Source organism: Nocardia sp. NPDC051052 (genome assembly GCF_044456045.1).
Classification (GTDB): domain Bacteria; phylum Actinomycetota; class Actinomycetes; order Mycobacteriales; family Mycobacteriaceae; genus Nocardia.
The window spans coordinates 1-24,046 of record NZ_JBITFL010000010.1; the positions used below are offsets into that span (position 1 = coordinate 1).

A 24,046-nucleotide genomic window follows, 5' to 3' on the forward strand; every position below is an offset into this window, starting at 1 on the left:
GACATCATCGGCTTAGCCGCACCCAGCGCCACACCGCCATCATCCTCACGCTTGAAATAGATATTGAAGAACGCGGAGAACCGATGCCAGGCCACACCCCAATTGATGTTGCGGCCGACCACCACGACCCAGACCAGCGCCGCCATCAACTTGAAGAAGGCGAAGACCGATACCAGCGCGGCACTCGAAGGAAGCAGCTCTGCGATATACATACTGACGAAATCGCTGCTGGCATGGTGCTCACCGGTGTAGGCCAGCACCAATGACTTGGCACCCAGCATGCTGATGCCCTCGACGAGCACGATGGACTCGACGAAGTAGGCGGCGAGGAAGTTGGAGCCGGCGAACCGCGAAAGCCGTTCGGGTCGACGCGGGTGGTTCAGCTGCCGGATAACGATCAGCACCACAGCTCCGAGGATCGTGCCCAGGGCCAAGAGCTCATCGAGGAGGTGATAAACGAACGTGTCACCGACCCACGGCCACGTGAAGGTAGGGCTGAAGATTTGCCCCTGGGCCTGGAAGACCGTGACGAATCCGATCAGGAAGCCGACCATGACGAGCCAGTGCGCCCAGCCGACGGTCCGGACCTTCACCATGCGGGTGTGTGCGGCAAATTCCTTGACCATGGTGGCGAATCGAGGCAGGAACGGCTCGAACCGGTCGGGGGCCGGCTGCCCGAGCCGGATGATGCGCACCATCTTGCGGATTGCCAAGACAAACCCGGCCCACGCGGGGACACCGACCAGGATGGAGATGATGCCCAGCGTCATCTGCAGGGTACTCATGCAATGGCCTTTCAGTTAAGAAGGGACGCACTGTCGTTCGTCACTCGAGGAATCATAACCCCACGTAAGTTACTCATGAGTAATGGAGGTCGGGCACACCGCTACCGGGATCGTCGAGCGTAAATCGCCGGATCAATACCGCGCAATCTGCAAGTCTCGGCGAGTTCACCGGTCAGCAGCACATCGGTGTCCGCCAGCGCGCGCACGGTTTCCGCCCCGAGCAGCGTCATGAGTTGCCGGATCTGAATGATCCAGGTGTCGATGGTCGCGATCAGCGCATCGACGCCTGCTGTCTCGAGGATCGACAGGAAGTGTCCGGACACCCCCACCGCCCGGGCCCCGAGTGCAAGCCCACGAACGACATCGAGCGGCGTTCGCACGCCTCCGGAGGCGAGCAGTGTGACGCCTTGCGCCAGAGCAGCTTCGGCCCCGTCGACCAGGCAGGCCGGGGTGGACAAGCCCCAGTCGGCGAGCTGGCCGAAATCGGCTCCTGGTCGCCGCGCGTTCTCGATCAACGCGAAATTCGTTCCGCCGTTGCCGGATACGTCGACGATCCGCACCCCGAGACCGGCCAGCTGCGTAACAGTGTCGGCACTGATCCCGAACCCGACCTCCTTCACGATCACCGGCACGTCGAGCGTCTCAACCAGGCGAGCGATATTGCCCGGCCACGCCGAGAAATCGCGATCCCCCTCCGGCATCACGATCTCCTGGATCGCATTGACATGCACCTGCAGTGCGTCGGCCCGCACCAGTTCCACGGCCCGCGCCGCCATCTCCGGAGTGGTGTTGGCATTGATATTGGCGATGACATAACCCTCCGGGTTCTCGGCGCGCAGGACGCGGTAGGTCGCGGCCACCGAACTGTCCGCCAGGTATGCGCTCATCGAGCCCGACGCGATCGCCACGCCAGTCTCCCGGGCGGCAATCGCCAGCCCCTGGTTCACGGCACCGGTACGGGCACTGCCACCGGTCATCGCGTTGATGTAAAGCGGCACCGACCAGGTCGTGCCGCCCACCTCGGTGGCGAGCGAGACGGCATGATCCGCCGTGCCCCGCATGGCGTGGTGGACGAACGCGACATGGTCGAACGGAGCCGGGCGCTGCCCGGTAATCGACTCACGATGCTGCGCAACGGCCAGACGGACGTGATCGTCCTTGCGGCTGGCATAGCTCAACTGATGCTCTCTTTCCCTATCTCACGACACCTTTCGTACCCGAGGGGATCCCTTCGCGCGATTGCGGACCGATTGACGGAGGCAGATCCTCGGCGTGGTCGGGCAATGACCAGCATCGCCACCGCGGCCCCGGGCAAATTCATGGGACTTCGATTTACGCACATGAAACCCGAAGTAGGCCAAAGCATTACCGCACAAGTCGATGTCCACGACAAGCCCGAATGCGCGTTATCAAGCTCACCTGCTGGGAACCTCGTTTGTGAGCCCGCACGGCCGAACAGGTCCGCGCGCGCACCGAGCACGTCGACCTGCGAAAACTTGCCAAATCATGCTGTGCAACTGCGACTTTCGCTCAGTTGCACAGCCCCGGGGGTGTCCGTACAACCTGTGAATCGACAGAGTCTCGGCGTGGGTGACGATGGGTGATCACAACGACCGCGCCAAACGGTGTCGAGCCCCCTTGCCGGAAGCGTGCCCTGCAGGTAGCTTCAAGTGGTGATCTTGGAAGTCTGGGGGGGACAAGACATTTGGAAAAGTTCTCGAAATTGAACCGCGTAAAAACATCTCTGGCGATTGCATCGCTTGTGACTGTTGGCTCCCCCCGATCCGAGGGCGTAGACCAATCTCACATCGAGCGGCTGGTCGAGGCTGAGTGGCCTTTACCGCCCATCCTCGTTCATCGGCCCACAATGCGAGTGATCGACGGGTTTCACCGCACATTCGTCGCGCGGCTGAAGGGATTCACACATATTGATGCATATCTGGTGGACGGTTCGGAGGAATTGGCATTCACAATCGGAGTCAGGGAGAACACAACTCACGGTCTGCCGCTATCCCTGAACGATCGGCGCACTGCCGCGGAACGCATCATCACGACGCATCCGCACTGGTCGGATCGTTCGATCGCGACCACCGCAGGCCTGTCCGCCAAGACGGTCGCATCGATCCGCGGCCGTATCGACGGCGATCTGCGATCGAGCCATCGACTGGGCAGCGATGGCCGCCTCCGCCCGGTCGACACCAACTCGGCCCGGCGCACCGCCGCCGAGCTGATCATGGCCCGCCCCGGCGCGTCCCTGCGCAGCATCGCCCAGGAGGTGGGCCTGTCCCCGTCCACCGTTCGCGATGTACGTACCAGAATCGCACGCGGGGAAGACCCGGCCCTCCATTCAGTCGAGAACAAGCCCCTCGGCGCCGGACCGGCGCCGGAGAGCAAGCTCTCGCACACCCCTGATCGGCCGGCATCCACCCCCTACCCCGACAAGCCCGCTGATCTCGGTGCCCTGCTGGCCCTGCTGTCCCGGGACCCGGCGCTGCGCATGAGCGCCAGCGGTCGCGACCTCCTGCGCTGGATGCATCAGCGCGCGGTGAAAAGCAATGATGTCGAGAAGATTGCCGAGGCCATTCGGCCCCATACCCTGGACCATATAGTCGAATTTGCGAATCAATGCGCGGCAAATTGGTTGAGTATCGCCCAGGATCTGCAAAATCGTTCACAAAACGGCTCGCCGAATTACAAATCGGCTTGAGACCCGCAATATCCGCCCTCATTTGATTACGGAGTAGTCGGCATGTCGAAAATCGCAGTTCTGACGAGCGGCTTGCAGTACGATATCGTCGGAAAGAATCCGGAGCGTCAGGCGGCGATCGCCGCGGCGACCCTACATGTGACGGGGTTCTTGTCCGCCATGCGGAAACGTGGTCATCCCGTGTTTCACCTGCAGCTCCTCAATGAGCCGGACGATCCCCTCGCCGAGCGGTACGACGGCCGCGTCCCCGCTGTGCGAGGCACCGCGGGCGCCGAGTTGGTTCGCGAATTCCTCGACGACGAGGATATTATTCAGGAGCGCAGCAAAGACAGCGGATTCTATGAAACCGATCTGCACGCCAGGCTCCAGGCAATCGGGGTCGAGACCTTGATCCTCATCGGCCTGCAGACCCAGATCTGCATTCAGACGACGGCAGCCGACGCATTCTTTCGCGGATATATCATCGGGGTGCCGAGCGACTGCGTCTTCTCGGCCCTCGAGGACGACCGCCGGCGCGCACTCGAATGGCTCGAAGGCTACTGCGCTACGGTCGCGGAATCCGGGGAGATCCTTCGAATACTAGACGAGAACGGCGGTCTCCCCCGGAAGGAAACCAAGACACCGTGACTCTCACGACCCAGCGAATCCAACTCGACCACGGGACCGGCGCGACACTGTCGGGCGAGCTGGTGGAGTTTATCGCGCAAACCCTGGGCGATGTCTATGTGGGCGAGATGGAGGACAGCGCCATCCTCCCCGTCGAAGGCACCCACATCGCCATGACCACCGATAGTTTCGTGGTCGACCCGCCGTTCTTCGGCAACGGCGACATCGGAAAGATCGCGGTGTGCGGGACCGTCAACGACCTCGCGGTCTCCGGAGCGTCGCCCCGCTATCTCACGCTCGGATTGATCCTCGAGACAGGACTGCCCTTCGACCATCTGTTCCGTGTGCTGACCTCCGTCCGGGAGACCGCGCGCGAGGCGAATGTACAGATCGTGTGCGGCGATACCAAGGTGGTCCGCGCCGGGGAAGCGGATCAGCTGTACCTCAATACGAGTGGCGTCGGGTTCTTCGCGCGGGAGCCCCTGCGGATGGATTCCGTGCGCCCTGGGGACTCGGTCATCCTCTCCGGCATGCTCGGCAACCACACCGTGCACCTGCTGTCGATCCGGGAGGGCCTCGGCTTCGAAACCCGGATCCTCAGCGACTGCGCGCCACTCAACACCCTGATAGATCGATTGCTCGCCGCGGTGCCCGCCGGGTCGATTCGCTCGATGCGTGATGTCACGCGCGGCGGGCTCTCTGCCGTATTGCACGAGTACGCGGGCAAATTGGACAAAGGCATCGTGATCGAGGAGCCGGCCCTGCCCATCCAGCACGAGACCGCCATGGCGGCGGACATGCTGGGGATCAATCCTTTGCACTGCGCCAACGAGGGCTGCCTGGCGATCTTCATAGATCCCGAGGCGACCGCCGCCGCGCTCGCCGCACTGCGCGAGCACGAGTACGGACGGCACGCCGTGACGATCGGCGAGGTGACCGCCCGAGACGGTGCCGCGGTCATTCTCCGAGACGCCGCGGGTCGCGAATCCATCCTGCAACCTCTGCGCGGCGCAGAGCTGCCCCGGCTGTGCTGAGCCCTCGCCATGGCCGAACAGGCAACCTGGAAAATTAGGGTCACTGGAGTCGTTCAAGGCGTGGGCTATCGCCCGTTCGTCTACAAGCTGGCTCGTGAGCGGCAGTTGACCGGATGGGTTCGCAACGATCCCGAGGGCGTGCTCATCGAGGCCAGCGGCCACGAGTCGACGCTGCGGCTGTTCAGCGAGGAGCTGGCGAGCAAGGCGCCGGAGCTGGCCAGAGTCGAGGGGGTGCGGGCACTTACCAGATCGGCGGGCCCCTCGGCTGCCACCCGCTTCGACATCGTGGAGAGCGAGCACCGCGGGGCGAAAGTCGCTCTGGTACCCGCTGATACGCACGTGTGCGCCGACTGCCTGGCCGAGTTGCGCGATCCCACCGACCGTCGTTATCGGTACCCGTTCGTCAACTGCACGAACTGTGGTCCGCGATATTCGATCGTGCGGGCTCTCCCCTACGACCGCTCGCACACCACGATGGCTTCCTTCGTGATGTGCGAGCGGTGCGACCGCGAGTACCGGGATCCGATGAGCCGACGCTTTCATGCTCAGCCCAATGCCTGTCCGGAGTGTGGACCTCGGCTGTTCCTCGCTGACCGAGATGGAACGGTGTTCGAGGGTGAGCAGGCCTTGCGGCGGTGCGCACTGGAGTTGGTGGCGGGAGGCATCGCGGCGATCAAGAGCGTCGGAGGCTTTCACCTCGCGGTAAATGCGTCCAGCGCAGAGTCGGTGGCCTTGCTGCGCGAGCGCAAACGCCGGGATTCGAAGCCTTTCGCCGTCATGGTCCGGGATCTGACCACCGCGCATCGGATCGTGGAACTGTCCGCGGCGGAGGAAGCACTGCTGCGCTCGCCCGCGCGGCCGATCCTGTTGGCGCGCAAGCGCCCCGGATCGGTCCCGGAGGGCGTCGCTCCGAGGAATCCCAATCTGGGTCTGATGCTGCCCTCGGCGCCGCATCATCACCTGCTCCTCGACGAATCCGGCTTGGACGTGGTGGTCATGACGAGCGGAAACGTCTCGGGCTATCCCATCGTCCATCGAAACCAGGATGCCCTCCGGCAGCTCTTCGACATCGCGGATGTGATCCTCTACCACGACCGCGAGATCGAGATCAGGGTGGACGATTCCGTGGTCCGGTTGTCCGCACATCCCGAATTGCCCGGCCCACTGACGACATTCCTGCGCAGGGGGCGCGGTTACGCGCCGTATCCCGTGGACGTGGGCCGTCCGCTGGCGCCGCTCGTAGCCTATGGTGCCGAACTCAAGACGACGGTGGCGCTGTCCGCCGGTTCGCGGGTCTACCTCAGCCAGCACATCGGCGATCTGAAGAACGACGAAACCTTTGCCTCGCATCGCAAGACCGCGGCCCACCTGGCGTCGCTCTACGACCTGCGCCCCGAGGCCGGGGTTTACGACATGCATCCGCAGTTCCGCACCAGCAGTGCGCGCGAAGGCATCGGCGAACCGGGCGATCCCGTGTTCGTCCAGCATCATCACGCGCATATGGCCGCATGCATGGCGGAGAATCAGCTCGCCGGACAGGCCATCGGTGTGGTCTTCGATGGGGCCGGCTACGGCTCCGACGACACCATATGGGGCGGGGAGTTCCTGGTCGGAGGCTTCGAAAGGTTCGAGCGGGCAACGCATCTGCGGCGGTTGGCGCTGATCGGCGGTGACCGGGCGGTGTACGAACCGATCCGCACCGGGCTGTCGATCGCCGTGGACGCGTTCGGCGATATCGATACGGCCGTCAAGGCCTTCCCGGCGCTCGCCCAGCTCGATCGAGACCGGCGGCACGTGTATTCGACGATGCGGGCGCGAGGCATCAACTCCCCCCAGGTGACGAGCATGGGCCGGCTGTTCGATGGCGTGGCCGCCCTGCTGGACGTGTGCCCGCACGCCGAGTACGAAGCCCAGGGCCCGATCGAGCTGGAGGGCTTGCTCGACCGTGACCTCGACATGGCCGATGGCTACGAATTCGACTACGACACAGCAGAAGTCGACTTCAGACCGGTGATCCGCGCGATCGCGGAGGACCTCGCCGCCGACGTGCCGGTCGCCGAGATCAGCCGCAGGTTCCATTCCGGCGTGGTCACCATGGTGCGACGGCAGTGCACCGCGATCTCCCGCACGACGGGAATACGTCAGGTGGTGCTTTCCGGTGGCGTGTTCCTCAATGAATTCCTTCTGGTCAACTGCCTTGTGATGCTCGAGCGAGACGGATTCGAGGCGTACGGCCACCACCAGGTGCCCCCGAACGACGGAGGCATAGCCCTCGGCCAGGTGATGGTCGCCGCTAGCGGACGACCAGCAACGGCTGGATAGCGGCCGTGTGTGCCCTGTCGAGGGCACAACAACATCGATGCGGACAGCACAGCTGAACCGCTCACCGAAGCAGTGCCACCGCACATTCCGCCGCCCGCACTGGCCGACACGGCCGGTGCGGGCGGAGCGCGTCAGCGAGCGAAGAGTTCGCGTAAGGCTTGGGTGACGGTGGCCGGGGATTCCTCGGCCATGAAGTGGCCGCAGGTGACGGTGGTGTGGTTCAGGTCGGGGGCCCAGGTGCGCCAAAGGGATTCGGCGTCGAAGCCGAGTGCCGCACCCCAATCCTGTTGGAGGACCGACACTGGCATGCGGAGGTGGTTGCCCTCGGTGCGGTCGGCTCGGTCGTGGTCGAGGTCGATGCCTGCGGAGGCTCGGTAGTCGGCGACGATGCTCGGGACCGCGGCGGCGCTGGCCCGCAGGTAGGCGGTGCGGATTTCGGGTGGGATGGCGGCGGGGTCGCGGGTCCAGGTGTCGAGGAAGTGGGCGAAGAAGGCATCGGGGGTGGCGGCGATCATTTGTTCGGGGAGGCCTGGGGGTTGGGCCATCAGGTAGAGGTGGAAGCCGACGGCGGCGGTGACGCCGTGCATGACGTCCCACATGTCGAGGGTGGGTAGGACGTCGAGTGCGGCGAGGTGGGTGATGGTGTCGGGGTGGTCGAGGGCGGCTCGGATGGCGACCAGGGCGCCGCGGTCGTGGCCGGCCAGTGCGAAGCGGTCGTGGCCGAGGGCGCGGGCGGCCGTGATGATGTCGGCGGCCGTCGTGCGCTTGGCGTAGGTGCTGCCGTCGGGGTCGAGCGGCTTGTCGCTGTCGCCGTAGCCACGCAGGTCGGGGCAGATGACGGTGTGGTCGGCGGCCAGGTCGGCCGCGACGTGACGCCACATCAGGTGAGTCTGCGGGAAGCCGTGCAGCAGCACGACGGGGCTGCCCGTGCCGCCGACGGCGACATTGAGTTCGACCTGGTCGGCGACGGGAATCCGCTGATAGGTGAATCCGGTAATCTTCGGTGCCATGAGGTGTCCTTCCGGTGTTCGTGGGTGACGCCAGACAGTCTTTGCGGGTGCACTCAGCAACTGGTCAGCAGCGACTGAGTGCGATGGTGGACGCATGACGCGGTTGCGTTTCGGCGTCCTCGGTCCCATCAGCGCTCAGCGTGACGGGAAAGCACTCCCGTTGAAGGGTCCGCGGCATCGGGCGGTGCTTGCGCGATTGCTTGTCGCACGGGGCCGGATGGTCTCGATGGATCAGTTGATCGATGACCTGTGGGAGCGGCCGCCGCGGGGCGCGGTGGGGGCGATTCAGACGTTCGTCGCCGATCTGCGGCGGGTGCTTGAACCCGATCGTGCGCCCCGCACCCCGGCCGAGGTGCTGGTGACGGTCGCGCCCGGGTATGCGTTGCGCGCCGATACGGTGGACGCGGTCCGGTTCGAGGCCGCGGTGGTGCGTACCGCCGAACTGCTCGCGACCGAACAGTTCGATCGAGCGCTGACGACGATCGATGCGGCATCGGCGCTGTGGCAGGGCCCGGCGTATGCGGAATTCGCCGAACAGGGTTGGGCGCGTGCGGAAGTCGACCGGCTGGACGGGCTGCGCCTGCTGGCCGCCGAGCATCGCGCCGCCGCGCTGATCGACCTCGCGCGACCGGCCGAAGCCGTGCCCGCGCTGAATTCTTTGCTCGCCGAGCATTCTCTGCGTGAACACGCGTGGCAGTTGCTCGCCGTCGCGCTCTACCGATCCGGCAGGCAGGGTGACGCCCTGGCAGCGCTGCGGCGCATCCGTCACCTCTTGCGCACCGAATTGGGCGCCGATCCCGGTCCCGAACTCCAGCGCGTGGAAGCGGACATCCTCGCGCACGCGCCACACCTGTGCTCTGCGGCTCGAACTACGCCGCCTGGAAAGGGTTTCGTCGGGCGTCGATTGGAATTGGCCGCGGTACAGCATGCCGCCAATGACGCTGCCCGACACCGCCGCCTGCGGTTGGCATTGCTGGCGGGCGAGGCAGGAGCTGGCAAAAGCACTCTCGCCGAGGCGATTTCATCGGGGCTGGCCGACAATGGCTGGCTGACCGCGCGCGGCGAAAGTCCGGCTGATCTCGGTGTTCCGCCGGGCTGGGCTTGGACAAGGATGCTCGCGGCACTGGCCGCCGCCGGAGCGCCACCGCCGCAGGCACGCGGTCCTGCCGAGGTCGCAACCACAGATCCCGCCGAGGCGCGATTCCTGTTCCATCGTGCCGCCGCCGAATATCTGGAGTCGGTCTCCCAAAGCACCCCTGTTCTGCTGGTTTTCGACGACATCCACAACGCCGGTGCGGAAACCCTCGACCTGCTCGCCGCTCTCGTCACCGGAAATACGACCGGCCCGGTGCTCATTCTGGCGACGTACCGCAGCACCGAGATCAGCACCGACCTCACCGCCACGCTCGGCAAGGTCGCGCCTTTCGAACCGGTTCGCGTGTACCTGAGCGGTCTATCCGAAGCCGAGACCGCCGCCCTGGTGCGCGAGATCGCCGGGCCGGATATCGCCGAACGCGACGGCCCGCGAATTCATCGGCGTAGCAACGGAAATCCCTTCTTCGCCCGCGAGCTCGCCCGGCTGCTCCGCGATGCGGGACCCGATGCGCTGGACGACATCCCGGCAGGCGTCCGCGAGGTCATCCGACACCGCATGGCCCTGCTGCCGCAGTCCGCGCGGACTTTGGTCCAGCGGGCAGCCGTGCTCGGCGAAGACGTCGATCGCGAGATCCTCATCGACCTCGCGGGCGACCAGAGCCGCGCACTGGACGGCCTCGAAAGCTCGCTCACGGCAGGGTTTTTCACCGAAGATTCCGGCGGATTACTCCGCTTCACCCACACCCTGGTTCGCGACACCGTATACGGCGATATCAGCGGCCCACGCCGCGCCCAGTGGCACGGCGAGATCGGCGCACTACTCGAAACGATCAGTGCCACAGACGTTTCCGTACTCGCACACCATTTCGTCCGAGCGCGGAGCCGCGCCACCGCGGCGAGCGCCGCCCGATACGCCGGGGCCGCGGCACTCGAGGCCGAACGCGGATTCGCGCTCACCGAGGCAGTACGCCAATGGCGCGCGGCACTGGACGCCCTCGACCGAATGCCCGAACCCGATTTGCCCGCGCAACTCGATGCCACCATCGGACTCGCTAGGGCATTGGCGGTCACGGGCGACCTCGCCGAAGCCCGCCATTACCGCGGTTCGGCCATCGCGCAGGCCGGACGGTGCGCCGACGCGACGCAGGCGGCACGTGTGATCAGCGCATTCGATGTCCCCGCCGTGTGGACCACCAACGACGACCCCGAGCTGGCAAACCACGTCGTCACCGCCGCCGAACACACCCTTGCCGTCCTGCCCGCAGTTCACCGCGAGCTGCGCGCGAAGTTATCCACAACGATCGCCCTCGAGCTACGCGGCGCCGCCGATGACCGCGGACTCCGCGCGGCACGGGAAGCCGAGACCATCGCCAGGGAGCTCGATGACCCCGCGCTGCTGGCCTTCGCCCTCAACGGCCGCTTCATGCACACCTTCCAACGCGCAGGCATGAGCGCCGAGCGCGCCCGTATCGGCGACGAACTCATCGCGCTCGGCCAACACCGGCTGGCTACCTTCGAGATTCTCGGCAACCTCATCCGGATTCAATCAGACTGTGCCACTGGCAATTTCACTTCGGCATCGGCCCACGCGGCGGCCGCTGACCAACTGGGCGCCGACTACGAACTCCCGATGGTCGGCGTATTTACCCACTGGTACGCAGCCCTGCGCACCGCGATCACCGGCACCCAGCGCGACGCGGAAGCCGCCTATCGCGCCGCCGCCAAGTTGCTCACCGGCAGCGGGATGCCCGGAGTCGAACAGGGCCTCCTGCCCCTTGCCCTGCTCTGCCTGCGACTGCAACACGGCATGTCCGCCGACGACACCGCCGCGGCGTGGGGACCCTACGAACCATGGGTTCGCCCGATCATCCTGTTGGACAACGAGCTACGCGACGAAGCGGCCACAGCCCTGAAAGACGTGCCCGACTCGCCGCGAGACCTGCTCCTCGAACTACGCACCTGCCTGCTCGCCCGCGCCGCCCTCCGCCTCGCCGATGAACCGACGATGCGCCGCTGCTACAACCAATTACTCCCCGCCGCAACCGAACTGGCTGGAGCAGGCAGCGGCCTGATCACCCTCGAGCCCGTCGCCCACTACCTCGCCGAACTCGCCACTGCCCTCGACCGACCGGACGCCGCCGAACATCGGCAGCAAGCGCTCACCCTCGCCCGCCGAGCACAGTCGACCCACCTCATCGCGGCGCTCACGCCACTGTCATCTCCCCCATCTCGGACCAGCCGTCGCCGTCGATCGTCCGGCTGATGATCTTCGGCGTGGACGCGAGCGCCTGCGGCAACTCGGTCACCGCGGCCTTGAAATGATCGCTACCGACGTGCGCGCCACCTGCCGCCTCATCCCGGAATGCCTCTACCAGAACGAATTCGGCCGGATTGTCGACGCTGCGAGACCAGTCGAACCAGAGGTTCCCCGCTTCCGCGCGCGTGGCGGCGGTGAACGGGCCGACGAGCTCGAGCCACCTGTCCGTCCATTCCGGCTTGGTCGTGAACTTGACGACGATGAAGATCATGGCGCTCCTCCTGCGGTAGTGGGCTGCCGCGACGCCGTCCGGCTCCCCGGCGGGCAGCCGGACGGCGATCGATGCGAACAACCCATTGTCGGACGATCAGTAGCTGATGGCGGCCGAACAAGCCCACCACGCCTAACTCACGGAATGAGCTGCAGCGCTTGCTCGTCCAGTGGGGTACCGGAGTGCCAGGGCACGACCTTGCCGAATTGGATCAACTCGCCGTACTGATCCGGGTCGACGCCCGGCGTCAGCGCCAAATCGACTACGGCACTGGCGGCCTCGGCGGGGGTCTGCGCCTCGCTGTAGTCGCTGAACCACGGGCGGGAGGTCGCGGTGTCGACCATGCCTGGGCAGATCGAGGCGATCAAGGTGCCGGTGGCCAGGTCCTTGGCACGGCGCTCGGCGGCTACCGCGCGCACCGCGGCGACCTGGGCAACCTTCGAGGGGGTGTTCAGCCAGCGGGGCCAGCCCGCCTCTTCCGCCGTCTTCGAATGGATTGCGCTGCGCCAGGATTCGACGGCGTACTCGACCTGGTCCAGGGTGGCGTTGTCGAACAGTGGCTGGAGCTGCTCGGGCAGGTGACCGAGGGTGCCGAGCGAGCTGGCAACAACGAACAGGCGACCGCCGGGGCGCAGGATCGGGGCGAAGGTGCGCAGGATCGTATGGGTCGCGGTGTTGGCGACGTCGATGTACTCGTCGGCCATCGCGGACTGGGACTGATCCGGCAGTACCCGGGTGGTGGCGTTGGAGACGACGATGTCGACTCCGCCATGGCTCTCCCGCAGTTCGGCGGCAAGTGCCGTGATGCTTTCGGCGTCGGCGACGTCGAGGACTCGGCCCCGCACCTGGCTGCGCGTGCCGGGCGCGGCGGCGATCTCGGCCGCGGCGGCGGCGACCCGCTCCGGGTTGCGGCCGGTGAGCAATACCAGATCCGCCGGGTCCATCCGGGCCGCCAGCCCTTCGGCGAGAGCCCGGCCCAAACCTTGATTCGCCCCGGTCACCAGGGCAATGCGTGCGTTGTTCATGACTCGACTGTATGAACGCACCATCTATGAGTCCAGCGATATTTGGACACATATGGTATGCGTAAAAGTCATGGATTTCACCGATGTCTCACTGACCGCACTGCGGGTCTTTCGCGCCGTCGCCGAGCAGGGCACCTTCACCGCGGCGGCGGGCACGCTCGGCTACACACAATCCGCGGTGTCGCGGCAGATCGCGACTATCGAACGGGTGGCGGGCGCGGCGCTGCTGGAGCGGCACCGCGAAGGCGTAAAGCTCACGGCGGCAGGGCATCTCGTGTTGCGGCGGGCGACGGCGGTGCTCGATCAGATCGATGCGACCGCCCGCGAGTTGTCGGGACTGCCCGCACACACGGCGACGGTGCGGGTGGGCTGGTTCCCGAGCGCGGGGGCCGCCTTGCTGCCGAAGGCGATCGCGGCGCTACGCCAGAGCCATCCCGGCATCACCGTGCAGAGCCGGGAGGGCAGCACACCCGCGCTGGCTCGCGCACTCCGTGCAGGCAGCGTCGACCTGGCACTGCTCGCCTCGGAGCCGCCGTTCCGGCCGCCGGACACCGAGTCGCCCGCGCTGATCATGCGCACCCTGACCGAGCGCAGTCTGTGCGTCGCCGTGCCGGCTACCCACCCACTCGCGCGCGGCGACTATATCGACGTCGCCGACCTACACGGGCAGCAATGGATCGCCGGGCCGAACACCAGCGACGACCGGCTGATGGGCGTCTGGCCCGGCTTGGACGAGCGCCCCGAGATCGCGCACACCGCCCGAGACTGGCTGGCCAAACTCCAATTGGTCGCCGCCGGTTGCGGATTGACCACCATCCCGGCCGTGCTCGCCCCCGCCGCCCTCCCCAGCGTGCGCGTGCTTCCGGTCCGCGGCGGCCCGCAGGAGCAACGACGACTCCTACTCGCCCATCTTCCGTCCCCGCTCAGCGAGGCGGCGGCCAGAACCGCCGAAGCGCTGCGAACCGCCGCGATAGGACTGGACGTACCGCAGTAACCGCGCGGAGTGACGCACCCGTCTTCCGCCGATCAGCGCCGACGCGCGGTAGCGTGGGTTTGCTTACAATTCGCCATCGATCGATGTGGTAGATACACAACCGTCCTAAGCTGCCTTCAACTGGACGACCGTCCAGCACCAAGGAGAAGTCTTCGATGCGCGTTATTCGTGGTTGGAAGGGTTCTGTGGCGGTGGCCACGGTCTCGGCAAGTGTCCTACTCGGCCTGCATGCGGCACCGGCGGCCGCGGAAACCCCAGGGATGCTGATCTCGGCGACTCCGCAGGCCGACGGCTGGCGTCCGATGCCGAACGGGTCGGTGATCACCTACTGGATGGCCGGGTCGGATGGCACGCCGCAGCAGGCCAGCGGGGCGCTGTTCATTCCGAACGGCACGCCGCCGCCGGCCGGCTGGCCGGTCATCGCGTTCGATCACGGGACGACCGGGCTCGGGCGCGGCTGCGGTGGTGAATCGGATCCGAGCACGGCGCCGAACTCCCACTGGCATACCGAAGAAGACGACATCATGCTGCGCCTGATCGGGCAGGGCTTCGCGGTGGTGGCGCCGGACTACCTCGGCCTCGGCCTGTTCGATACCGGGCCGCACCCGTACCTGGAGCTGCGGACCGAGGCGACCGCGACCATCGACATGCTGCGCGCCGCGCGCGCCGCCCATCCCGAACTGTCCCGGACCTGGGCCGCGCTCGGCCCCTCACAGGGCGGGCAGGCGGCGCTGGGCACCGGCCACCTGCAGTCGAGTTACGCCCCCGACCTGGACTACCGCGGCACGGTCGCGATCGACCCGGAATCGGATGTCGAAAAGGTGCTGCCCATCGCGAGCCCCGCCATTCCGACGATCCCGGGCACCGCGGAAACGCTCGGCTTCCTGTCGAGCATCTTCGGCGGATTCCGGGCCGCGCGACCCGACATCGACTTCAACCAGTATCTGAGCCCGGCGGGGAGACAGTTGCTCGATGACATCGGCACCCTGTGCAAGCCGGAGATCGAAGCACGGGTGGCAGGCGTCGGCATCGGCGAGCTGCTGTCGAAGCCGTTGTCCGACAGCCGGATTCGCGCCGCGTACGAGTCCTACCTGACGGTGCCGACCACCGGCTACGACGCGCCGATCCTGTTGCTGGTCAACGTCACCGATACAACGGTCCCGTCCCCGTTGCACGCGGCGCTCGCCGCGCAGTTCGCCGCCAACGGCGTCGACTTCCAGACCGTCACGGGCACCGGTACGCACACTCAGCTCAACCCGCAAATGTGGTCTGCCATCGACGCTTTCCTGGCCCGCATCAAGTAGCGGCTCAGTCGCCATTCTTGCGTTTTCGCCTCAACGCGGGGCGTTGGCCGGGTCGGCGAGGGTCGGGGTGCGGCCTTCGCGATTGGCGCGGCGGGCGTCCTCGAAGAACTCACGGGAGAACATCGCGGACAGCACCGCGATGCCGCCGCGGTGCACGCGGAACTCGCTGGTCGTGCTGGTACCGGTGAGCCGGATGACGCGACCTGCGGCGTGCTGCGGGCGGGCGAAGTCCTTGACTCGGCCGCGGCCGGTCCACTGCAGCGCCGACTGGTCGATGACGGCGTCGTCGGGGACGAGCAGCTTGACCATGGCGTGGTCGAGGTTGGCGTGCACCTCGATGTCGCCGTCGCCGGCGAGCTGCGGCGAGCGCAGGTCGATGACGGCGCTGCCGTAGCGAACGGTGACGTCGAAGGCCGCGGCGTCGGTCCAGTCGCCGAGGCGCTTGGTGGTGCCGTGATCGACGTGGATCTGGGCGGGGGTGGTCTTGGTGGTCATGTCTGGAAGTCCTTTCGGGGTGGTTCCTCCTGCTGAAACAATAGTGACATAAGTACTAGTGTCTTGGCAACTAGTTTCTACAACCCTAGTTGTTCGGCAACCATTAGAATGGACTGCATGACGGCATCGGCGCAGTTCAAGCGCTCCCCCCTGGCGATGGTCGTGCTCGGCATCCTGAATCTCGAGCCGATGCACCCGTACGCCATCCAGCGCCGGATCAAGGAGTGGGGCAAGGACAAGGTCGTCAACGTGACCCAGCGCGCCGCGCTCTACAAGACGATCGGCAGGCTGCAGGAGGCCGGGCTGGTCGCGGTTCGCGAGACCGGACGCGATCAGCAGTACCCGGAGCGCACCATCTACGAGATCACCGACGCCGGCCGCGCCGCCTGCACCACCTGGCTGTCCGAGATGATCGCGGTGCCGCGCAACGAGTACCCCGACTTCCCGGCCGCGCTGTCGTTCCTCATGCTGCTCGGCCCGGACGGCGCCCGCACCGAATTGGCCCGCCGGGCAAAGACTTTGCGCGAACAGCTGACCGAGATGGACGCCGATGCCGAGCAGATGGCGACCATGGATCTGCCGCGCGTGGTGATGCTGGAGGACGAATACCTGCGCGCCGTCACCGCGGCCGAATTGCGCTGGGTCGACGGCGTTGTCGACGACCTCGCCGCGGGCACACTGACCTGGTCCTGGGAGTCCCTCGCCGCCTATCGCGGCGAATCCACCGAGGCGCAGTGATCCCCGCGCTGTGAGGTCGCCCAATGGTGGCGGTGTTTGCGGCGGGTGGTGGGGTGGTCGTCGTAAGGTACGGGCATGGTGCCCACCGAGAAGTCCGAGCTGGTGCAGTCGATTGTCGAGTCGTATCTGCTGGACGGGAACCGGCAGTACAGCCGCGCCGATGTGGCCGGGCAGGCGGGGACGAGCACGGCGCTGACCAAGCGATTGTGGACGGCGCTCGGCTTTCCGGCCGGGTTGGACGACGACGCCATCGACTACACCGAGGCCGACATCGCGGCGCTGCGGAACTTCCGCGACCTGAACATCCTGTCCTCCGCCGACGCCAGGCAGCAGGCGGCGACCGCGCGCACCCTCGGCCAGGGCATGGCCCGGCTGGCGGAATGGCAGGTCGACCTGGTGCTCGCCGAGATCGGCGAACGCATCGCCGCGGCCGATCCCGCCGCCGACCCCGAGGAAACCATCCGCACCGCCACCGAGGGCACCATCGCGACGCTCGAACATCTCAACACCTATGCCTGGCGCCGGCACCTCGCCGCCGCGCTGTCGCGGTCCCTCGATCCGGGCACCTCGGCCGGCGAGACCGTGCGCGAGCTGGCGGTCGGCTTCGCGGACATGGTCGGCTACACCCGGCTGACCAGGCACCTGCACCCCGACGAGCTCTCGCTGCTGCTGGAGTCGTTCGAATCCACCACCACCGCGGCGATCACCGAGAACGGCGGCTGGGTGGTCAAGAATGTCGGCGACGAGGTGATGTTCGCCGCGAACAGCGCGGCCAACGCGGCTCGTATCGCGCTGGCCATCCAGGAGTCGACGATGATGGTCGGCGGCACCCCGGAACTGCGCGTCGCCGTGGCATACGGCGAGGTGTTGCAGCGGTTCGGCGATCTGTACGGCTCGGTGGTGAACATCGCGTCCCGCCTCACCGGCGTCGCCCGGCCAGGCACGGTTCTCATCGACGACGAGGCCGCCGTCGCGCTCGACGGCGACCCCGAGTTCATCATCAAGAACCTGCGCAGCGTCCGGGTCCGCGGCTTCAATCGGCTGCGCCCGCACATCCTGCGCCGCAACGAGAAGAACGGCTGAGGCCACCGCGTTCGAGCCTGGCCGCTACCGCGACCTAAGCTCAGCCCAGTGGAAATGGACTGGTCCGAGCTACGCGCGCGATTCCTGGTCGACGAGGACGACGCGATCCTGGCGTTGCACAAGCCCGCCGGAATCTCGGTCACCGGAGAGCGGCACGACGCCGATCTCGTCGAGCTGGCGGCCGCCGCGGGCGAGACGCTATACCCGGTGCACCGGATCGATAAGGTGACCTCCGGGCTGGTGCTGCTCGCCAAGGAGCTCGACGCGCACGGCCAGTTGACCAGGCAGTTCAACAAGCAGACGGCGGCGAAGGCGTATCTGGCCATCGTCGCGGGGAGCGAGCTGCCCGACGCCGGCGTGATCGACCTGCCGCTGAGCGTCGGGCGCAAGAACCGGGTCCGGATCGCGGCGCCGCGGGAGAGCATTCGCCGCGCGGCGGACCGCTGGTTCGTTGAGGACGCCGATCTGCTCGATGCCAAGAACTATCCGTCGCGCACCGACTTCGTGACGGTGCTGCGCCGCGACGAGTACGCGGTGCTCGCACTGCGCCCGATCACCGGGCGCCGCCACCAGATTCGGGTGCAGCTGGCGTGGATCGGCCACCCGATCGTCGGCGATCCACTCTTCGACAAGTCGGGCGCGCACGAGCGGACCTACCTGCACTCGTGGCGACTCGGCCTGACGGCGGACTGGCGCACGCCGCCGGAACTCGCGCTGGCGGCGACGCCCGACGCGGAGTTCTGGCGGCCGATCCAGGCCGAGCCGCGCGAGGCCGACGAATTGCTCCGCCGCGCAGGCGAATTGCTGAACGGTACCGGCTAGCTCAGCGCGTCCACTCCGGCGACCTGCCGAGCATCGCGATGATCTGGTCGAGCCGATCCTCGGTCGAGGACTCCACCTCCGGGCCGAACGCGGCGCCGGGGGCAAGCCGGATGTCGCCACCAGGAACCGCCTGCGCCACCGGGAACGCGGCCTCGACCACGTCGGCGTCGAAATGCACGGGCAGCCCCAAAGTCTTTGCCACATCCCAGGAATGGACGACGTAGTCGATGAAGTGGAAGCTCACCGCCTGCGCACCGGAGAACTCGTAGTCGGCGCTGAACTCCGCCAGCGGGAACTTCCGGTCGAGCACGCCGGGCTCCGCGAACGCCGCGAGGACATGCTCGGCGGCGGCTCGATAGCTCGCCACCGGGTCCGCGCCGAGTGGGCGCGGCTTCCACCGGGTCGGGTCGCCGTCGCCACGGGACGCCGCGGCGAATCCGTAGTGCTGGGCGATCATGTGCGTCAGCAGCCCGTGCAGCGTCCAATCGGCGCACGGCGTCGGCTTGCTCAGGTCCGCGCTGGTCATCTGCTCGACCAGACCGATGCTCGTCTGCACCGCCCGCGCGTTCAGCGCGATGAGGTCGACTGTGCTCTGCAACGTGTCAAGGGTGCGCAGTTCAGCGCTGATATTCGGTTCGGTCGCCATTGTCGGCTTCTCTCTGCTGGATCCCAAATGATAAGTACGAGCCTATCGTATGCATGCGCTTATTATCTATCAAGCAGTATTTTGCTTGCATGCCCGAAGCTCCGCGTCCCGATCTCGCCGCCATGCTGGCGCCGCTCATCCGGGCGCTGATCGCGGCGGAAATGCCTGTGCTCGAACGGCATGAGCTCTCGATGTGGGGCTACTCGGTACTGCTCGGGCTCGGCAAGGAACCGGTGTACACGCAGGCCGCGCTGGCCAAGGCGATCAATGCCGACAAGACCCGGATCATCGGGGTGCTCGACGAGTTGCAGCAGGGCGGGCTGATCCGGCGCGAACCGGATCCGGCGGATCGGCGGGTCAATCTGGTGTCGATCACCCCGGCCGGGCGCAGCCTGCGCGATCGGGTGCAGGCCGACATCCAGCGACAGGAGAATCAGCTGCTCGAGCAGCTCCCGGTGGCGGATCGCCGGGCCTTCCTGCGGTCGTTGCAGACGCTGGCCGCGCAGGCCGGCGAACAAGCCCAGTGAGCGGGCACACAGACCGCCAGGCAGGTTTCCGCTGGTGGTGAGCCTCATGGCGACGCGTAACACGCAGGTCAACTAGCCTTAATAGGTGTCGCGCACGGGAGGCGGGCACACTCTGACGCAATGGAGCGATCCCCCAGAGAAAGCGAATGCCGATGATCCTGGTGGCTCAGGTCAGCGACACACATTTCGATCTCGGCGCCCGCAACGCCGAACGGGTCGAGCGGGTCATGACCTTTCTCGTCGGCTTACGCCGCAGGCCGGACGCGATCCTGGTGACCGGTGACGTCACCGATTCCGGCAAGTCCGAGCAATACGCCGAGGCCAGACTCGCGTTCGACATCGACATTCCGGTGTACGCGATCCCCGGTAATCACGACGATCGCGCCGCGTTTCGCAGCACGCTGCTCGGCGAATCCGCCTCGACCGCACCGATCAACCACGCGCACCGCATCGGGGATCTGACCGTCGCACTGCTGGATTCGAGCATTCCCGGCGAGCCGAGCGGACGGATCGCCGACGAGACCTACACGTGGCTGCACGGCGTGCTCGCTACCGCCCCGGCCGACAAACCGATCCTGCTCGCGCTGCATCACCCGCCCGCGTACCTGTTCAGCCCCGTCGTCGACGAGATATCGCTAGCGGAGCCAGAGAAGTTCGCCGAACTGGTCGCCGGCGACAAGCGCATCATCGCGGTGCTCACCGGCCACGCGCATTCCTCGGCGACAACGACATTCGCCGGGCGCCCACTGCTGGTCGCGCCGAGCACCGCGTCGGTCCTCGGCGGCCTCTGGGAGCTAGACCTACCCGATCACGTCATGGACTACGCGCCCGATCCCGCCGTCGCACTGCATATGATCGATGAAAAGCACAGCCTGACAACGCATTTCCGCAGCATCCCGATGGGCGGCTGGCTCGGCGTCGCGCCTACCTGACCCGAACACCGGCGGCGGGTTCGTTTAGCGGTCCTGGGTCCGGGCAGTCGAGGAATGACAGTTTCCCTCGATGCGAAGGAACTCCGATGACCGATCTAGCCGCCTCAGTAGTGCGTAATACCTTCGCCGCGGGAGCCAAGCTACGCCATGCCAGGGTCTTTCACCCCGACGGCCTGGACCTGGCAGGCAGGCTGCACGCGGAAAGCGAGTACGAGCACCTGTTCGGCGCGGGTGAACGTGCCGTCATCGCGCGCCTGTCGAAGGGCACCGGCACGCCGGGCAGCCTGCCCGATGTGCTCGGCTTCGCGTTCCGGGTGCTCGATCGGCACAACGAGCCTTGGGATTTCGCGCTGGCGACCACGGGTGGCGGATCGCTGGGCCGGTTCGTGATCCTCCCGTCCCGCGGCTGGGCGCACGCCCGATACGGCAGCCTGATGCCGTATCGGGTCGGCAAGACCATGCCGCTGTGGTTCTTCGCCGAACCCGACACCGGCCAGCCCACCTCCGCGTCACTGGCCGCGCTGACCGAGCACCTGCAAGAGCAGCCGATCTCGTTCGAGCTGCTGGCAGGCGGGATCACGGGACAGCCGGTACGCCTCGGTTCGCTGACGCTGCGACTCGCGGAGCCCGCCGAGCACCGGACAGACTTCTTCGACCCCATGCTCAACCACCCGGACGGGGTGGAGTTGCTACCGAAGATCGTCGGCAAGGTGCGCGAATTCGCCTACGCGGGCAGCAGGAACGGGCGCGGCGAGGCCGAGTGAGTCAGCGGCGGGCAGCGCGTTCGCGCCGATAGGACGCGGGTGTCGCGCCGGTCCAGCGTTTGAACGCGTAGATGAAGGTCGAGGATTCGGCGTAGCCGAGCCGGATCGCGACATCGCTCACCGAAAGCGGTGTGGCGGAAAGCATTTCCTCGGCGAGTGCGCGGCGTACCTCGTCGAGCAGGGCGCGATAGCTGGTGCCCGCCGCGTCGAGGTGGCGACGCAGGGTGCGCGTGCTCATGTTGAGATCGCTTGCGACGGAGTCGATTCCGGGCGGCCCGGCGAATCCGTCGAGGCCGCCGGGGACCAGTAGTTCGCGCACCTCGGCGGCGATGCCGGTGCGGGCGCGACGGCGGTGCACCAAGTCGCGGCACTGCGCAAGGCACATGGCCCAGGTCTGTTCATTCGCCTGCGGCAGCGGCTGATCCAGCACCGCGGGATCGATCGCGAACAGGTTGCGCGGCCGCCCGAACAGTGGGCGCACCCCGGTGACCTCCTCGATCCGATCCGCGTAATCCGGTTCCGGAAACCGGAACTCGGCCCTGGCCAGCGGCAGGTGCCTGCCGAGCAGGTCGCTCATCACCTGATGCATGGCGGTGACGTCGCGTTCGACCAGGAACTGCCGCACATCGGCCGGAATCAGCTCGTCGTGCACCCAGGCGATGAACTCGCCCTCGCGCCATTCGGCGACGGGCAGGCTGAAGGTGAAGCTCAACTCCAGATACCGCAGCGCGAACGAGATCGCCTCGCCGAGCGTCGGGCTGCTGACGCAGGCGAACCCGAAGATGCCGAAGGTGGTGATCCGATAGCGGCGACCGACCTCGACGCCGAGCGCGGGCCAGTCGGCGAGTGCCCGCACCAGATTGCGGACCACCGTGAGTTCGATGTGCGCGTCGATCTGCGCGTCCGGGTCGCGCAGCGCGGGCTCGGACAGCCCCGTTCCGGCGAGCATCCGCCCGACCGGCACGCCGTGCTCGGCCGCGTAGCCGACCATCAGCGCCACGCTGGCTATCCCGCGCGGAAAGTTCCAGTCGCGGATTCCCGGATCCTGTACCCGCTCCACACCGTCATTATGGCCGAATTTCTCGATCGGTTATCCCGACGCCCCCTAGAGTGGAATTATCTTCGGTCCTGTGAGGAGTGTCACATGTCGACAGGTAACCGGCCATCGGTCCTCATCATCGGCGCGGGCTTCGGCGGCATCGGCATGGCGATCGAACTGCGCCGCAACGGTTTTCACGACCTCACCATCCTGGAGCGAGCCGCCGACCTCGGCGGGGTGTGGCGGGAGAACACCTATCCCGGCGCCGCCTGCGACGTGCCGTCCCCGCTGTACTCGTTCTCCTTCGAGCCGAAACCGGACTGGCCGCAGCGCTACTCCGGCCGCGACGCCATCCACGCCTATCTGCGCGGTGTCGCGCAGCGCAACGGCGTGCTCGACACGATCCGGTTCGGCGCCGAGGTGACCGCCGCCGAATTCGACGACGCGTCCGGGCGCTGGACCGTCCGCACCACGGACGGCACGGCGCGCACCGTGGACGTCTTGATCTCGGCGGTCGGCCAGCTGTCGCGGCCCGCGCTGCCGGACCTTCCCGGCCTCGACACCTTCGCCGGTCCGGCATTCCACTCCGCCACCTGGGACCACAGGGTCGAGCTGAGCGGCAAGCGCGTCGCCTGCATCGGCACCGGTGCCAGTGCCATCCAGTACATCCCGGAGATTCAGCCGAAGGTCGCCCAGCTCACCCTGTTCCAGCGCACTCCGGCCTGGGTGATCCCCAAGTTCGACACCGACTACTCGCCGATTCAGCACACTCTGTTCGCCAGGCTGCCGGGCGCGCTGCTGGTCGAGCGCTTCGGCTGGTGGGCGATCGCGGATTTCGTGTCCCTCGGTCTGGTCGAATTCCCGGCCATCGCACGGTTGGTGGCGAAAATCGCCAGCCGCCACCTGCGCAAGCAGGTGGACGATCCGGCGTTGCTTGCCAAGCTCACTCCCGACTATCCGATCGGTTGCAAACGCGCCCTGTTCTCCAACGACTACTACCCCGCGTTGACGCGGCCGAACGTCGCAGTCGAGACCACCGCGATCACCGAGGTGCGGCCGGAAGGCGTGCGCACCGCCGACGGCACCATGCACGAGGTAGACGTGATCATCTACGGCACCGGGTTCAAGGGCACCGAATTCCTTTGGCCGATGGACATTTACGGCCGCGCCGGCCACAAGCTGTCCGACGCCTGGAGCGAAGGCGCACACGCTTACTACGGCATCGCGGTGCCGGACTTCCCGAATCTGTTCCTGGTCTACGGTCCGAACACCAACCTCAGCGCGGGCTCGATCATCTACATGATCGAATCGCAGACCCGCTACATCCGGCAGGCCGTCGAGCTGCTCGCGCAACGCCGAGGGCACTGCCTGGAGGTCCGCGCCGACAAGGAAGAACAGTTCAACACCGCCCTGCAGCAACGCCTCGCCCGTACACCGTGGAACTTCTGCACCAGCTGGTACCGCAACGCCGCGGGCCGCATCACCAACAACTGGCCGGGCTCGCAGACCAGTTACCGTCGTCACCTCCGCAAGCTCGACCCCGCCGACTACACGCTCACCTAGCAGCGCTCGCGAGGACGAATGTCCGAG

Annotated in this window: 21 protein-coding genes and 1 pseudogene; 14 read left to right on the forward strand and 8 right to left on the reverse strand. The window is 66.7% G+C overall.

Annotation, left to right across the window (positions count from 1 at the left end; translation table 11 throughout):
• A pseudogene (locus ACIBCN_RS30615) lies at positions 1-785 on the reverse strand (Fe-S oxidoreductase); the annotation flags it as partial.
• 101 nt (positions 786-886) lie between these two features.
• Entirely contained in the window at positions 887-1,963 is a 1,077-nt protein-coding gene (fni, locus tag ACIBCN_RS30620; RefSeq protein ID WP_396995188.1) for a type 2 isopentenyl-diphosphate Delta-isomerase, read from the reverse strand.
• Positions 1,964-2,652: 689 nt separating this feature from the next.
• On the opposite strand from fni, the gene ACIBCN_RS30625 reads away from it, so the two are divergent.
• The 4 genes from ACIBCN_RS30625 to hypF are packed head-to-tail and all read left to right on the forward strand — an operon-like array spanning position 2,653 to position 7,454.
• Positions 2,653-3,492 (forward strand): hypothetical protein, encoded by an 840-nt coding sequence (locus ACIBCN_RS30625; RefSeq protein ID WP_396995189.1) that lies wholly within the window; start codon positions 2,653-2,655, stop codon positions 3,490-3,492.
• 42 nt (positions 3,493-3,534) lie between these two features.
• Positions 3,535-4,119: an isochorismatase family cysteine hydrolase gene (locus ACIBCN_RS30630; protein WP_396995190.1), complete on the forward strand. Its 585-nt coding sequence runs from the start codon at positions 3,535-3,537 to the stop codon at positions 4,117-4,119.
• Positions 4,116-5,132 (forward strand): hydrogenase expression/formation protein HypE, encoded by a 1,017-nt coding sequence (gene hypE / locus ACIBCN_RS30635; RefSeq protein ID WP_396995191.1) that lies wholly within the window; start codon positions 4,116-4,118, stop codon positions 5,130-5,132. Before ACIBCN_RS30630 ends, hypE begins: the two co-directional genes overlap by 4 nt.
• A 9-nt stretch (positions 5,133-5,141) precedes the next feature.
• The gene (gene hypF / locus ACIBCN_RS30640; RefSeq protein WP_396995192.1) at positions 5,142-7,454 is read left to right on the forward strand and encodes a carbamoyltransferase HypF; all 2,313 of its coding nucleotides are present in this window, start codon (positions 5,142-5,144) and stop codon (positions 7,452-7,454) included.
• 131 nt (positions 7,455-7,585) lie between these two features.
• Here hypF and ACIBCN_RS30645 read toward each other — a convergent pair whose 3' ends face one another.
• The gene (locus ACIBCN_RS30645) at positions 7,586-8,464 is read right to left on the reverse strand and encodes an alpha/beta fold hydrolase (RefSeq protein ID WP_396995193.1); all 879 of its coding nucleotides are present in this window, start codon (positions 8,462-8,464) and stop codon (positions 7,586-7,588) included.
• A gap of 94 nt (positions 8,465-8,558) precedes the next feature.
• Here ACIBCN_RS30645 and ACIBCN_RS30650 point away from each other — a divergent pair, with 94 nt between their 5' ends.
• Positions 8,559-11,822, forward strand: coding sequence for a BTAD domain-containing putative transcriptional regulator (locus tag ACIBCN_RS30650; protein WP_396995194.1), 3,264 nt, complete (start codon positions 8,559-8,561; stop codon positions 11,820-11,822).
• Here the strand turns inward: ACIBCN_RS30650 and ACIBCN_RS30655 are convergent.
• On the reverse strand, positions 11,764-12,087 hold the full coding sequence (locus tag ACIBCN_RS30655) for a putative quinol monooxygenase (RefSeq protein ID WP_396995517.1): 324 nt from the start codon (positions 12,085-12,087) through the stop codon (positions 11,764-11,766). The genes ACIBCN_RS30650 and ACIBCN_RS30655 overlap by 59 nt on opposite strands.
• 137 nt (positions 12,088-12,224) lie before the next feature.
• Positions 12,225-13,112 carry an SDR family NAD(P)-dependent oxidoreductase gene (locus ACIBCN_RS30660; RefSeq protein WP_396995195.1) on the reverse strand — a complete coding sequence of 296 codons (888 nt, stop codon included), beginning with the start codon at positions 13,110-13,112 and terminating at the stop codon, positions 12,225-12,227.
• A gap of 70 nt (positions 13,113-13,182) precedes the next feature.
• Between ACIBCN_RS30660 and ACIBCN_RS30665 the strand changes: the two genes are divergently transcribed.
• Complete coding sequence (locus tag ACIBCN_RS30665) at positions 13,183-14,106, forward strand: LysR family transcriptional regulator (RefSeq protein ID WP_396995196.1); 924 nt, start codon at positions 13,183-13,185, stop codon at positions 14,104-14,106.
• Positions 14,107-14,261: 155 nt separating this feature from the next.
• Positions 14,262-15,410 (forward strand): lipase family protein, encoded by a 1,149-nt coding sequence (locus ACIBCN_RS30670; RefSeq protein ID WP_396995197.1) that lies wholly within the window; start codon positions 14,262-14,264, stop codon positions 15,408-15,410.
• A gap of 30 nt (positions 15,411-15,440) precedes the next feature.
• Here the strand turns inward: ACIBCN_RS30670 and ACIBCN_RS30675 are convergent, their stop codons facing one another.
• Positions 15,441-15,905 (reverse strand): hypothetical protein, encoded by a 465-nt coding sequence (locus tag ACIBCN_RS30675; RefSeq protein ID WP_396995198.1) that lies wholly within the window; start codon positions 15,903-15,905, stop codon positions 15,441-15,443.
• Positions 15,906-16,022: 117 nt separating this feature from the next.
• On the opposite strand from ACIBCN_RS30675, the gene ACIBCN_RS30680 reads away from it, so the two are divergent.
• The 3 genes from ACIBCN_RS30680 to ACIBCN_RS30690 all read left to right on the forward strand — a co-directional run bounded on the left by ACIBCN_RS30680 (position 16,023) and on the right by ACIBCN_RS30690 (position 18,548).
• On the forward strand, positions 16,023-16,643 hold the full coding sequence (locus ACIBCN_RS30680; RefSeq protein ID WP_396995199.1) for a PadR family transcriptional regulator: 621 nt from the start codon (positions 16,023-16,025) through the stop codon (positions 16,641-16,643).
• A gap of 75 nt (positions 16,644-16,718) precedes the next feature.
• On the forward strand, positions 16,719-17,726 hold the full coding sequence (locus ACIBCN_RS30685; protein WP_396995200.1) for an adenylate/guanylate cyclase domain-containing protein: 1,008 nt from the start codon (positions 16,719-16,721) through the stop codon (positions 17,724-17,726).
• 54 nt (positions 17,727-17,780) lie between these two features.
• Positions 17,781-18,548: an RluA family pseudouridine synthase gene (locus ACIBCN_RS30690; protein ID WP_396995518.1), complete on the forward strand. Its 768-nt coding sequence runs from the start codon at positions 17,781-17,783 to the stop codon at positions 18,546-18,548.
• A 1-nt stretch (position 18,549) separates the two neighbouring features.
• Here the strand turns inward: ACIBCN_RS30690 and ACIBCN_RS30695 are convergent, their stop codons facing one another.
• Positions 18,550-19,194 carry a TIGR03086 family metal-binding protein gene (locus ACIBCN_RS30695; RefSeq protein WP_396995201.1) on the reverse strand — a complete coding sequence of 215 codons (645 nt, stop codon included), beginning with the start codon at positions 19,192-19,194 and terminating at the stop codon, positions 18,550-18,552.
• An 89-nt stretch (positions 19,195-19,283) separates the two neighbouring features.
• On the opposite strand from ACIBCN_RS30695, the gene ACIBCN_RS30700 reads away from it, so the two are divergent.
• From ACIBCN_RS30700 to ACIBCN_RS30710, 3 genes are all read left to right on the forward strand, one after another.
• Entirely contained in the window at positions 19,284-19,721 is a 438-nt protein-coding gene (locus ACIBCN_RS30700) for a MarR family winged helix-turn-helix transcriptional regulator (RefSeq protein WP_396995202.1), read from the forward strand.
• A gap of 146 nt (positions 19,722-19,867) precedes the next feature.
• Positions 19,868-20,653 carry a metallophosphoesterase gene (locus ACIBCN_RS30705; protein ID WP_396995203.1) on the forward strand — a complete coding sequence of 262 codons (786 nt, stop codon included), beginning with the start codon at positions 19,868-19,870 and terminating at the stop codon, positions 20,651-20,653.
• Positions 20,654-20,739: 86 nt separating this feature from the next.
• Positions 20,740-21,417 (forward strand): phosphodiesterase, encoded by a 678-nt coding sequence (locus tag ACIBCN_RS30710; RefSeq protein ID WP_396995204.1) that lies wholly within the window; start codon positions 20,740-20,742, stop codon positions 21,415-21,417.
• 1 nt (position 21,418) lies between these two features.
• Here ACIBCN_RS30710 and ACIBCN_RS30715 read toward each other — a convergent pair whose 3' ends face one another.
• Positions 21,419-22,477 (reverse strand): AraC family transcriptional regulator, encoded by a 1,059-nt coding sequence (locus tag ACIBCN_RS30715; protein ID WP_396995205.1) that lies wholly within the window; start codon positions 22,475-22,477, stop codon positions 21,419-21,421.
• A gap of 84 nt (positions 22,478-22,561) precedes the next feature.
• Here ACIBCN_RS30715 and ACIBCN_RS30720 point away from each other — a divergent pair, with 84 nt between their 5' ends.
• A complete protein-coding gene (locus ACIBCN_RS30720) occupies positions 22,562-24,019 on the forward strand; it encodes a flavin-containing monooxygenase (RefSeq protein ID WP_396995206.1) in 1,458 nt (485 codons plus the stop codon).
• Positions 24,020-24,046: the final 27 nt, after the last annotated feature.

What these genes read in the sequence shown, in the direction of transcription:
- ACIBCN_RS30625 (WP_396995189.1), top strand. Translation starts at nt 2,653, where the DNA reads ATGCGAGTGATCGACGGGTTTCACCGCACATTCGTCGCGCGGCTGAAG.
- ACIBCN_RS30630 (WP_396995190.1), top strand. Translation starts at nt 3,535, where the DNA reads ATGTCGAAAATCGCAGTTCTGACGAGCGGCTTGCAGTACGATATCGTC.
- hypF (WP_396995192.1), top strand. Translation starts at nt 5,142, where the DNA reads ATGGCCGAACAGGCAACCTGGAAAATTAGGGTCACTGGAGTCGTTCAA.
- ACIBCN_RS30645 (WP_396995193.1), bottom strand. Translation starts at nt 8,464, where the DNA reads ATGGCACCGAAGATTACCGGATTCACCTATCAGCGGATTCCCGTCGCC.
- ACIBCN_RS30650 (WP_396995194.1), top strand. Translation starts at nt 8,559, where the DNA reads ATGACGCGGTTGCGTTTCGGCGTCCTCGGTCCCATCAGCGCTCAGCGT.
- ACIBCN_RS30655 (WP_396995517.1), bottom strand. Translation starts at nt 12,087, where the DNA reads ATGATCTTCATCGTCGTCAAGTTCACGACCAAGCCGGAATGGACGGAC.
- ACIBCN_RS30660 (WP_396995195.1), bottom strand. Translation starts at nt 13,112, where the DNA reads ATGAACAACGCACGCATTGCCCTGGTGACCGGGGCGAATCAAGGTTTG.
- ACIBCN_RS30665 (WP_396995196.1), top strand. Translation starts at nt 13,183, where the DNA reads ATGGATTTCACCGATGTCTCACTGACCGCACTGCGGGTCTTTCGCGCC.
- ACIBCN_RS30670 (WP_396995197.1), top strand. Translation starts at nt 14,262, where the DNA reads ATGCGCGTTATTCGTGGTTGGAAGGGTTCTGTGGCGGTGGCCACGGTC.
- ACIBCN_RS30675 (WP_396995198.1), bottom strand. Translation starts at nt 15,905, where the DNA reads ATGACCACCAAGACCACCCCCGCCCAGATCCACGTCGATCACGGCACC.
- ACIBCN_RS30680 (WP_396995199.1), top strand. Translation starts at nt 16,023, where the DNA reads ATGACGGCATCGGCGCAGTTCAAGCGCTCCCCCCTGGCGATGGTCGTG.
- ACIBCN_RS30685 (WP_396995200.1), top strand. Translation starts at nt 16,719, where the DNA reads ATGGTGCCCACCGAGAAGTCCGAGCTGGTGCAGTCGATTGTCGAGTCG.
- ACIBCN_RS30690 (WP_396995518.1), top strand. Translation starts at nt 17,781, where the DNA reads ATGGACTGGTCCGAGCTACGCGCGCGATTCCTGGTCGACGAGGACGAC.
- ACIBCN_RS30695 (WP_396995201.1), bottom strand. Translation starts at nt 19,194, where the DNA reads ATGGCGACCGAACCGAATATCAGCGCTGAACTGCGCACCCTTGACACG.
- ACIBCN_RS30700 (WP_396995202.1), top strand. Translation starts at nt 19,284, where the DNA reads ATGCCCGAAGCTCCGCGTCCCGATCTCGCCGCCATGCTGGCGCCGCTC.
- ACIBCN_RS30705 (WP_396995203.1), top strand. Translation starts at nt 19,868, where the DNA reads ATGCCGATGATCCTGGTGGCTCAGGTCAGCGACACACATTTCGATCTC.
- ACIBCN_RS30710 (WP_396995204.1), top strand. Translation starts at nt 20,740, where the DNA reads ATGACCGATCTAGCCGCCTCAGTAGTGCGTAATACCTTCGCCGCGGGA.
- ACIBCN_RS30720 (WP_396995206.1), top strand. Translation starts at nt 22,562, where the DNA reads ATGTCGACAGGTAACCGGCCATCGGTCCTCATCATCGGCGCGGGCTTC.